General features: G+C 28.0%; 9 protein-coding genes. 5 read left to right on the plus strand and 4 right to left on the minus strand.

Features of this window, described 5'->3' with window-relative positions; all coding sequences use genetic code 11:
• Positions 1-44: 44 nt before the first annotated feature.
• From fabZ to mreC, 5 genes are read left to right on the plus strand one after another with little or no spacing between them, the layout of a single operon-like run.
• Positions 45-485 (plus strand): 3-hydroxyacyl-ACP dehydratase FabZ, encoded by a 441-nt coding sequence (gene fabZ, locus JG676_RS05765; RefSeq protein ID WP_200169784.1) that lies wholly within the window; start codon positions 45-47, stop codon positions 483-485.
• Entirely contained in the window at positions 482-1,276 is a 795-nt protein-coding gene (gene lpxA / locus JG676_RS05770) for an acyl-ACP--UDP-N-acetylglucosamine O-acyltransferase (RefSeq protein ID WP_200217600.1), read from the plus strand. The genes fabZ and lpxA overlap by 4 nt, the downstream gene beginning before the upstream one ends.
• The gene (clpX, locus tag JG676_RS05775) at positions 1,269-2,504 is read left to right on the plus strand and encodes an ATP-dependent Clp protease ATP-binding subunit ClpX (protein WP_200217601.1); all 1,236 of its coding nucleotides are present in this window, start codon (positions 1,269-1,271) and stop codon (positions 2,502-2,504) included. Before lpxA ends, clpX begins: the two co-directional genes overlap by 8 nt.
• A complete protein-coding gene (locus tag JG676_RS05780; RefSeq protein WP_131163032.1) occupies positions 2,501-3,541 on the plus strand; it encodes a rod shape-determining protein in 1,041 nt (346 codons plus the stop codon). The genes clpX and JG676_RS05780 overlap by 4 nt, the downstream gene beginning before the upstream one ends.
• Positions 3,531-4,280: a rod shape-determining protein MreC gene (mreC, locus tag JG676_RS05785; protein ID WP_200169781.1), complete on the plus strand. Its 750-nt coding sequence runs from the start codon at positions 3,531-3,533 to the stop codon at positions 4,278-4,280. The genes JG676_RS05780 and mreC overlap by 11 nt, the downstream gene beginning before the upstream one ends.
• On the opposite strand, the gene prfB is transcribed toward mreC, so the two are convergent.
• From prfB to JG676_RS08970, 4 genes are all read right to left on the minus strand, one after another.
• Positions 4,275-5,375, minus strand: coding sequence for a peptide chain release factor 2 (gene prfB / locus JG676_RS05790; RefSeq protein WP_200217602.1), 1,101 nt, complete (start codon positions 5,373-5,375; stop codon positions 4,275-4,277). The genes mreC and prfB overlap by 6 nt on opposite strands.
• Positions 5,376-5,528: 153 nt before the next feature.
• Positions 5,529-7,232, minus strand: coding sequence for a hypothetical protein (locus JG676_RS08965; RefSeq protein ID WP_246801799.1), 1,704 nt, complete (start codon positions 7,230-7,232; stop codon positions 5,529-5,531).
• The gene (locus JG676_RS05800) at positions 7,229-7,456 is read right to left on the minus strand and encodes an acyl carrier protein (RefSeq protein ID WP_200217603.1); all 228 of its coding nucleotides are present in this window, start codon (positions 7,454-7,456) and stop codon (positions 7,229-7,231) included. The genes JG676_RS08965 and JG676_RS05800 overlap by 4 nt, the downstream gene beginning before the upstream one ends.
• On the minus strand, positions 7,443-7,615 hold a 173-nt coding region (locus tag JG676_RS08970; protein WP_200217604.1), incomplete at its 5' end, for a hypothetical protein. The genes JG676_RS05800 and JG676_RS08970, both read right to left, overlap by 14 nt.

Here is a 7,615-nt window from a genome sequence, read left to right on the forward strand (position 1 = left end):
AGAATTTCGTTTTTTATAAATATAATAATTATTGAAGGCTTTTAATGATAAATGTATCACAAATTCAAGAAATTTTACCCCATCGTTATCCTTTTTTGCTAGTAGATAAAATTATTGATCTTCAAAAATCACAAGTAGTTAGAGGCTATAAGAATATTAGCATTAGTGATCCAGTTTTTTTAGGACATTTTCCAGATCATCCTATTTATCCAGGAGTATTAATTTTAGAGGGTATGGCACAAACTGGAGGAGTTTTAGCTTTTGAAAGTATGGAAGATAAGGTTGATCCTAAAAGTAAAGTAGTGTATTTTACTGGTATAGATAAAGCAAAATTTAGAAATCCAGTGCGCCCTGGAGATAGACTTGATTATGAAATGAGTGTTGTAAAAAATCGTGGAAATTTATGGATTTTTCAAGGAAAAGCTTTTGTAGATGGTGCATTAGTTGCAGAAGCAGAACTTAAAGCGATGATAATTGATAAATGAAAAATATTCATCCAAGTGCAGTCATTGAGCAAGGAGCTATTTTAGGCGAAAATGTTGTTATAGAGCCTTATGCTTATATAGGAAAAAATGTAAAATTAGGCAATAATGTCACTATAAAACAAGGAGCAAGAGTTTTAGCTCATACAAGCATAGGAAATAATTCTACTATTTTTTCTTATGCTATTGTAGGAGATATTCCTCAAGATATTTCTTATAAAAAAGATGAAATTATAAGTGGTGTAAATATAGGTAAAAATTCAATTATTAGAGAATTTGTGACAATAAATTCAGGAACACAAAAAGCAAATGGATTTACAACCATAGGAGATAATGCTTTTATTATGGCTTATTGTCATATTGCACATGATTGTGTTTTAGGCAATAATATTATTTTAGCTAATAATGCAACCTTAGCAGGACATGTTGAATTAGGTGATTATGTTATCGTTGGTGGATTAACTCCTATACATCAATTTGTTAAAGTTGGAGAAGGTTGTATGATAGCTGGTGCATCGGCACTTTCTCAAGATATAGTTCCTTTTTGTTTAGCTGAAGGCAATCGTGCAAGCATTAGAAGTCTTAATTTAGTAGGAATTAGAAGACGTTTTGATAAAGATGAAGTAGAAAGATTAAATAAAGCTTATAAATTTTTATTTAATAAAGGCAATATTAAAGAAAATGCCCAAGAATTGCTAGAAAAAAATTTAAGTGAAAATGTAAATAAAATGTGTCAATTTATTTTAGAAACAAAGCGAGGGATACCTATTTATAAAAGGAAAAATAATGGCTAAAAAATGTAGTTTTTGCGATGAGGTAGAGAATTCGCAAAGAAGAATAATTTCAAATGAGCATGGTGATGCTTTTATTTGTGAATATTGCGTTGAAGGAGCTTATACTTTAATTTTTGGTGAAGAAAAAAATTTAAAAGAAGTAAATCAAAAAGAAGATAATCATTTTAAAGATTTAACTCCAAAAGAATTAAAAGCTTATCTTGATCGCTATGTTATAGGACAAGAAAGAGCTAAAAAAGTTTTTAGCGTTGGAGTTTATAATCATTACAAAAGACTTTTTAAAACACATTTAAGCGAGGATGATACAGAATTATTCAAGTCAAATATTTTATTGATAGGTCCTACTGGAAGTGGCAAAACTTTACTTGCTCAAACTTTGGCAAGATTTTTAGATGTTCCTATAGCTATTTGTGATGCTACTTCTTTAACTGAAGCAGGATATGTTGGAGAAGATGTTGAAAATATTTTAACTAGATTATTACAAGCTGCTGATAGTGATGTAGAACGTGCTCAAAAAGGCATAGTATTTATTGATGAAATTGATAAAATTGCAAGGATGAGTGAGAATAGGTCAATTACACGTGATGTAAGTGGAGAAGGGGTGCAGCAAGCTTTGCTTAAAATTATTGAGGGTTCTTTGGTTAATATTCCTCCAAAAGGTGGTAGAAAACACCCAAATCAAGATTTTATTCAAATAGATACTTCTAATATCCTATTTGTTTGTGGTGGAGCCTTTGATGGAATAGAAACTATATTAAAAAGAAAATTGGGTGATAAAATTGTTGGTTTTTTTGATGATAAAAAAGAAAAAGATAAAAATCTAATGGAAAAAATTGAGCCTGATGATCTTGTGCATTTTGGGCTTATACCGGAGCTTATAGGACGTTTGCACGTGATTGCTTCTTTAAATGAATTAAATGAAGAGGATATGATAAGAATTTTAACTGAACCTAAAAATGCCATTATAAAACAATATCAAAAGCTTTTTGCAATTGATGGGGTAAGATTAAAATTTGAAGAAGATGCTATAAGAGCAATAGCACAATTAGCTTTAGAAAGAAAAACTGGAGCAAGAGGACTTAGAAGTATTATAGAAGAAATAATGACTGATTTAATGTTTGAGCTTCCTGAATATAAAAATTATGACATTATTATTACAAAAGGTGTAGTTTGTGATAATGAAAAGGCTTTATTTATTAAAAAAACAGATAATAAAGGAAAAGAATGATACTTGATCAACTTATAGGATTTTTTTCTAGTGATATGGGGATAGATTTGGGTACAGCTAATACTTTAGTGTTAGTTAAGGATAAGGGCATAGTAATTAATGAACCTTCTGTAGTAGCGGTTGAGCGTGAAAGATACGGAAGCAAAGCTAAAATTTTAGCTGTAGGAAAAGAAGCTAAAGATATGGTGGGAAAAACCCCAGGTAATATAGAAGCCATTCGTCCTATGAAAGATGGTGTTATAGCTGATTTTGATATGACAGAAAAAATGATTCGTTATTTTATAGAAAAAACACATCGTAGAAAATCTTTTTTGCGTCCTAGAATTATTATTTCAGTTCCTTATGGCTTAACTCAAGTTGAAAGAAAAGCTGTTAGAGAAAGTGCTTTAAGTGCTGGCGCTAGAGAAGTATTTTTGATCGAAGAGCCAATGGCAGCAGCTATTGGAGCGAATTTACCTATACAAGAACCAAAGGGAAATTTAGTTGTAGATATAGGCGGGGGAACTACTGAAATAGGAGTCATTTCTTTAGGTGGGCTTGTTATTTCAAAGTCTATTCGCACCGCTGGAGATAAGCTAGATATGAGTATAGTAAATTATGTTAAGGAAAAATATAATTTAATAATAGGCGAAAGAACCGGAGAAGAGATTAAAATCACTATAGGATCAGCTATTCAACTTATGAAAGAATTATCAATGGTTGTTAAAGGACGTGATCAGGTAAGTGGTTTGTTAAGTCGTATTGAGCTTACAAGCGAAGATGTAAGAGAAGCTATAAAAGAACAACTTAAAGAAATTGCAGATGCTTTAAAAATGGTACTTGAAATGATGCCACCTGATTTAGCTTCAGATATTGTTGAAAATGGAGTTGTTTTAACAGGAGGAGGTGCGCTTATTCGAGGACTTGATAAGTATTTAAGTGAAATTGTTCGTCTTCCAGTTTATATAGCTGATGAACCTCTTTTAGCGGTAGCAAAAGGAACAGGAAAGGCTTTAGAGGAAATTTCATTATTGCAACAGCTAACTAATGAAGAGTAGAATTCGTTATATTTTAATTTTAGCTTTTTTGGTTTTTATTTCTTTTTATTATGGAGGGATAATAAAAAAGAATGTCCTTTGGATTAATGATTTAGTAATTGGAAATTTTTATAATATTAAAGAATACGTTTATAATAATATTTCAAAACATTTTAATCAAGCAGAGCAGATTTCTTATTTAAAAAAAAGAAATCAAGAGCTTGAAAATTCAAGTATTTTAGCTACCACTTTTGCTAATGAACTAAATCGCCTTTTAGAAGATAGAAATTCAACTCAATATTTTCCAAGAATTTCTTTAGTAAGAGCCATATCTTACGTTCAAATTAATGATTATAAAAGAGTATGGCTTGATTTAGTAAAGAATTATGAAAGTAAAAATAGAGGACTTATTTATAAGGGATTTACTGCAGGTATTTCTATCTATAAAGATGGACGTGCTATGGCTTTATTGCAAGGTGACAGTCAATGTGTTTTTTCAGTTTATATTGGAAAAGATAAAGCCCCCGGTTTGATTCAAGGTCGTGGCGGTAAAACTTATGTTAATTTTATTCCTAAATGGGCTAAAATCCAAGTAGGTGATGAAATTTTAACAAGTGGTCTTGATGGTGTATTTTTTGCCGGAATTCCAGTCGGTGTTATTACAAAAATTAATGATGAGGATATGTATAAAAGTGCCGAGATAGATCCATATGCTAAGATAAATATCCCAGCATATTTTTATATAGTTGATAATTTATGATTGATTTTTTAAAGCAATTAAAACACCTTCTATCATTTTTTTAATATCTCCATCTAAGATATTATCAACTTGAGAAAAAGCTTCATTAGATCGGTTATCTTTGACTTGTTGATAAGGAAAAAGTACATAAGATCTTATTTGATGTCCCCAACCAATTTCACTTTTTTCATTTGTATTATTAGCATCTTGTTGTTTCATAAGTTCTAATTCATAAAGTCTTGATTTTAACATTTTAAAAGCAGTGGCTTTATTTTTATGTTGGCTTCTATCATTTTGACATTGCACTACGATCCCACTTGGCATATGAGTTATTCTTACAGCTGATTCTGTTTTATTAACGTGTTGGCCACCAGCTCCACTTGCTCTATAATAATCAATTCTTATGTCTTTTTCTTCAATTTCAATTTCAATATCATCATCAAGTTCAGGGCTTACCATAACACTTGAAAAACTAGTATGACGACGTCCTGCACTATCAAAAGGAGAAGTTCTTACTAAACGATGAATTCCATTTTCAGCTTTTAAATAGCCATAAGCATTTTCACCTTTAACTAAAAAACTAACATCTTTAAGTCCTGCTTCATCACCTTCTTGAAAATCTAAAGTTTCAACTTTAAAGCCTTCTCTTTCGCAAAATCTTAAATACATTCTATAAAGCATACTTGCCCAATCATTGCTTTCTGTTCCACCAGCTCCTGGATGTATAGAAACTATTGCATTTTTACTATCATTTTCTCCACTTAAAAGCATAGAAATTTCAAGACTAGTGATAGTATCTTCTAGTTTTGAGGCATCATCAAATAAAGATTTTAAGATTTGTTCATCATTTTCATCATTGGCTAAATCAAAAAGTTCGCTAGCATCATTAACAGCATTAAAAGCATTTTCATAGTTTTTTAAAAGATTAGATATTTTTGTCTTTTCCTTGCCTATAATACCTGCTTGCTTAACATCACTCCAAAAACTTGGAGAATTTTCTAATTCTTCTATTTCTTTTAAGCGTTTTTCTATATCGTGTGGTTTTATAATAGAGGCGATATTATTAACTTTATTTTTAAGAGTTTTAATAAGCTCATTAAATTCATAATTATCCATAAAATTCTTTCTTTATATTTATAAAAATTTTTATAATTTTATCAAAAAATTAAAAATTTTATTTTAATTTTAAAGATTTATAAAATTTTAAGCGTTATGTTAAATACTTAAGTATAAATTGATAGGATTATTAGATAAGTAAATTATCTAATTTTAGCTTTTTCCAAACTCCTTTTTCAACCTAGGCACATCTTGGAATATAAATTTGATATACCCCCCCCCATACCAATTATTACTTGCTTTTATAAAAGCTTCACCTAATTTATAAGTAAAACATTCTTTTTCTTTTAAAGCTTCATTATAATCAGGATAAGTTTCCAATGGTGGTAAAGTAAAGCTTGAGTTTTGTTTTATTTTTTCTTTATATATTTTTTGTTCAAGTTTGTGTTTATCCGCTATATAAGATAAAATAAAAGGCATTCTTATATATCCAAATACACTTTTTGAATTTTCTATTAAAGCTTGCCCTAATTTATAAGATAAATGATTATGAATTCTTGCTTTAGCTGAATTTGGATTTATCATAGTTAGTTTAGGTATTATAGTATTTAATTTTATACCCATTTGTTTAGCCAACTTCTTATTTTGTAATTTTTTAAAGATTAAATCTTGTTCTAGATTGGCTAATTCTAAGTTTTGTTTTTTAATAGGTAGAGAATTAAGCTCGTTTTGTAAAATTATTTTTTCTTGATTTAAAGTAGAGATAGTGTTATCTTTTTCTTTGATTTGGTTTCGTAAAGGGATTGATTTTATAGGATCTCGTTTTTGATTGTATTGTTCTGTAAATATTTTATATTCTTTTAAATATTCGTAAAAATAGCTAAAATCATAAGTTCTTGAGATTTTAAAGCTTGTTTCTTGTGGTATTTCTGTTGTTAAAATTGCATCTTGTGAAATAAGTAAAAATCCTACAATTCCAACTCTATGATTATTTTCATAATTTTGATTATATGTATCATATCTTGGTTTTTTTACTTTTTCATCAAAGAAAGTATGAATTTTAATTTCTCCATTAATAATAAAATCATAATCAAGTAATCTAAAGCTTTGATGATACCATGAAAATATAGCATTTTTAAGATCTTTATTTTCAAATACACAACAAGAACAATATCTTTTTGGTGTAAAACTTTCATTCCACGTATACACCCCAATAATTTTCATTTTATGATATTTTTTTGGAAAATTAATTTTTAATTTTTTTTGATCTTCTAATTTATAAATATTTTCACGATAAAGATGAGTTCTTATGCTTGTAAAATTATTATCCATATCTATAATTTCATCTAAATTTACAGTTTGAAAATGAGGAATATTTAAGTTTGAAATTTTCTTCGGTTTTTTAAAAAGTATTAAATTTTTAGCAATTTTTTCTGCCATTTTATAATATATAAATGGTATAGAATGCTCAGCATCAATAATTTTAGTATAAAAATCCATCAAGTTTTCTTTTATGCAAAAATCGTAAGTATCTATAAAATTAAAGCCGTATTTTTCAGCTTGTATTTTATGAAATACATTATTTTTACCTCCAGCGTATATATAATGATGCCATTGTATTAATAAAACTTTTTTTTGTAAATTGCTTAAAATTTTATAAACAATTTCATAAAAAGCTAAATTGTGTTTTAATACTTCATCGTTTTTGCAAAAAGCTCTAGTGGTAATATGAAATATAATTAAATTTACTTCTTTAATAATATTTTGATTTTTTTTTAGATAAAGCTGATAGATATATCCTGCAGGATGCATTGATGGAAAAGCTAAGCTATTGACATTTATGCCATTTTCTTTCAAACCTTTTACAAAATGACTATTCCATACAGATTCACAAGTTCCGATTGTAATTACTTTCATAAATTAAAAGCCTTTTTAATCATTTTTTCTATATCTTCAAAGCTTTCAAAATTATCTATATCCATAAAATCAGAATCAAGCTCTTTTTCATAAAAATTTTCAATTTCTGTAATAAGTTTCATTATATCTAGGCTATCAATTAACCCATTAGTTACTAAATTTCTAGAATCTTTATCTATATTTTCTTTACCAATCTTTATAAAAAATTGCTCAATTTCTTTCATTTTCTTTCCTTAAATTATTTTTTAAATAAATTCTATCGATCTTACCATTTTGATTGAGTTTAAAACTATCTAGTCTTATAAAACGTTTAGGTATCATATAAGCATTTAATTTATCTTTTAAAAAAGCTTTTAAATTAAGTTCTTTTTCACTTTCATAAA

Origin of the sequence: Campylobacter sp. 2018MI34 (assembly GCF_016598975.1) — a bacterium.
Taxonomy (GTDB): Bacteria; Campylobacterota; Campylobacteria; order Campylobacterales; family Campylobacteraceae; genus Campylobacter_D.